We start from the raw sequence: 2,542 nt of genomic DNA on the forward strand, positions 1-2,542 counted from the left end.
AAATCTACCAAAGTCTGGTCAAGGTCAGCGTCAGATTGGTATAAGAGACAGGTGGAGTGCGCGGCGCCCGCGTGTGGACCGCCCCCGCCGACGCCGCGCACTCCACCGCCCTGCGCGCCTCCCTGCGCAGCCTGGGCCTCGGCGAGGCGGGCCGGCCCGCCACAGGCCCCGGCACGGCCCTGGCGACCGCGGCCGCGGTCGGCGGCGAGACGGTCGTCCTGCCGCTCGTGGCCCGCAACCGCGTCATCGGCATGCTCACCCTCGGCAGGTCCGCCGACGAGCGCTTCCGCCAGGAGATTCTCGAACTCGCCGAGGACCTGTCCCGCCGGGCCGCCCTCGCCCTGGACAACGCCCGCCTCTACAGCGAGCGCACGGCCATCAGCCAGTCTCTGCAGCGCAGCCTGCTGCCGCCCGGCCTGCCGGTGATCCCCGGCGTCGAGGTCGAGGTCGTCTACCGCGCCGCCGGCGAGGGCAACGAGGTCGGCGGCGACTTCTACGACGTGTTCCCCATCCGCGACGGCTGCTGGGGCTTCGCCATCGGCGACGTGTGCGGCACGGGCCCCGAGGCCGCCGCCGTGACCGGTCTCGCCCGCCACGCGCTGCGCCTGCTCGCCCGCGAGGGCTTCAGCGGCCCCTCCGTCCTGGAACGGCTCAACGCGGCCATCCTGGACGAGGGGGCCCGCAGCCGCTTCCTCACCCTCCTCTACGGCGAGATGTGGCCGCAGAGCGACGGCAGCGCCGTCCTGAAGGTCGTCTGCGCCGGCCACCCCCTGCCGCTGCGGCTGCGGCAGAGCGGCGTCGTGGAAGCCGCCGCGGAACCCCAGCCGCTGCTCGGCGTCATCGAGGACCTCGAACTCGTCGAGCAGACCGTCACGCTCGACCCCGGCGACGTCCTGCTCTGCGTCACCGACGGCGTCACCGAACGGCGCGAGGGCACCCGCATGCTGGGCGACGACGGCCTCGCCGACGTCCTGGCCACCTGCACGGGCCTCACGGCGGGCGCCGTGGCGGCCCGCATCCAGCGGGCCGTCGAGCGCTTCGCCTCCGACGCGCCCTCCGACGACATGGCCATCCTCACGATGCGCGTCCCGGAACTGCCCGCGTAGCGGCGGCAGTCCGCTCCGCGAAGGGCAAGGGAAACGAGAAAGGCCCCCGCCGGATGGCGGGGGCCTTTCCTCATCAGAGCCCCAATACGGAATCGAACCGTAGACCTTCTCCTTACCATGGAGACGCTCTGCCGACTGAGCTATTGGGGCGTGTCGACGTGAAGGATCTTAACGCATGCACGCCCCGGTTCGGAAATCCGATCGACGCACGGCCCGACCGGGGCGGCCCGGTTTCAGAGCAGTCCGCCGAGCGTGTTGCACGCCACGGCCATCCGCTCCAACTCCTTCTCCGTCAGACCCGGGTGGACGGGCAGCGACAGCGTCTCGCCGGCCGCCTTCTCCGTGCGGGGCAGGTACGAGCTCGACCGGTACTCCGGCAACCGGTGCACGGGGGTCGGGATGCTCACGTTCGCCTGCACGCCGCGCGCGGCCAGCGCCATCGCGAACGCGTCCCGGTCCGGACGGCCGTTCCCGGGTATCCGCACCGTGTAGCGGTGGTAGACGTGGTGCGCGCCGGGCTCCACGTACGGCACGAGGACACCGGTCAGGGCCGAGTCCAGGTAACGGCAGTTGGCCCGCTGCCGGGCCACGGAACCGGCGAGCTTCGCCAGCACCCCGCGGCCTGCGGCCGCCTTGCCGTCGGTCATCCGGGCCCTGGCGTGGGCCGTGTCCCGAAGCCTCTTGACGGCACCGGCCAGTTCGGGGTGCTCCGTGGTCACCACGGCGCCCTCCTCGACGGCGAACACGCTCAGCGCCCCGTAGGTGCCGACCCGGCGGCCGGCCAGCGTCGCCGCCTGGGCCTGGGTGGCGTCCTCAACAATGGCCAGGCCGTGCCGGGCGGCGATGTCGGTGATCTGGTCGACGGCGGCAGGGTGCCCGAAGAGGTGCACCGGCAGGATCGCCACCGTGAGGGGCGTGATCGCGGCGGCCACGGCCTCCGGGTCGAGGCAGAACGTCAGCGGGTCGATGTCGGCGAAGACCGGCACCGCACCGGCCAGCCGCACGGCGGCCGCGGACTCCACCGGCGCGAACGACGGCAGGATCACTTCCTCGCCGGCACCGATGCCGAGCGAGAGCAGCGCCAGATGCAACGCGGAGGTCGCCGAGTCGACGGCGACGGCATGACGCCCGTCCACCGCGGACGCGAACTCGTCCTCCAGCGCGGCTACTTCAGCACCCTGAACCAGAAATTGCTGCATCAGGCTCACCTCCACTTACCCGTTCCGGCAAGGATCACCGCAGCCGGTGATGCGTTGCTGATCTGAACATGAACAGCGGGTGTGGATACGCCAAAGAGCCGTGCCCCCGGACTGGGTCCAGGGGCACGGCTACTAAAGATTGTTCGGCGGCGTCCTACTCTCCCACAGGGTCCCCCCTGCAGTACCATCGGCGCTGAAAGGCTTAGCTTCCGGGTTCGGAATGTAACCGGGCGTTTC

1 protein-coding gene, 1 tRNA gene, 1 rRNA gene and 1 pseudogene are annotated in these 2,542 nt (G+C 71.4%); 1 reads left to right on the plus strand and 3 read right to left on the minus strand.

Annotated features, from left to right (window positions below; translation table 11 throughout):
• Window positions 1-62: 62 nt before the first annotated feature.
• Window positions 63-1,106: pseudogene (locus tag PV341_RS44665) on the plus strand (PP2C family protein-serine/threonine phosphatase); the annotation flags it as partial.
• Window positions 1,107-1,183: 77 nt separating this feature from the next.
• On the opposite strand, the gene PV341_RS44670 reads toward PV341_RS44665, so the two are convergent.
• From PV341_RS44670 to rrf, 3 genes are all read right to left on the minus strand, one after another.
• A tRNA-Thr gene (locus PV341_RS44670) sits at window positions 1,184-1,256 on the minus strand.
• A gap of 83 nt (window positions 1,257-1,339) precedes the next feature.
• Window positions 1,340-2,305 (minus strand): DegT/DnrJ/EryC1/StrS family aminotransferase, encoded by a 966-nt coding sequence (locus PV341_RS44675; RefSeq protein ID WP_500329089.1) that lies wholly within the window; start codon window positions 2,303-2,305, stop codon window positions 1,340-1,342.
• A gap of 141 nt (window positions 2,306-2,446) precedes the next feature.
• Window positions 2,447-2,542: ribosomal RNA gene (gene rrf / locus PV341_RS44680) — 5S ribosomal RNA — on the minus strand; the annotation flags it as partial.

Source organism: Streptomyces sp. PA03-1a, from assembly GCF_033792805.1.
In the GTDB taxonomy this organism is placed as follows: Bacteria; Actinomycetota; Actinomycetes; order Streptomycetales; family Streptomycetaceae; genus Actinacidiphila.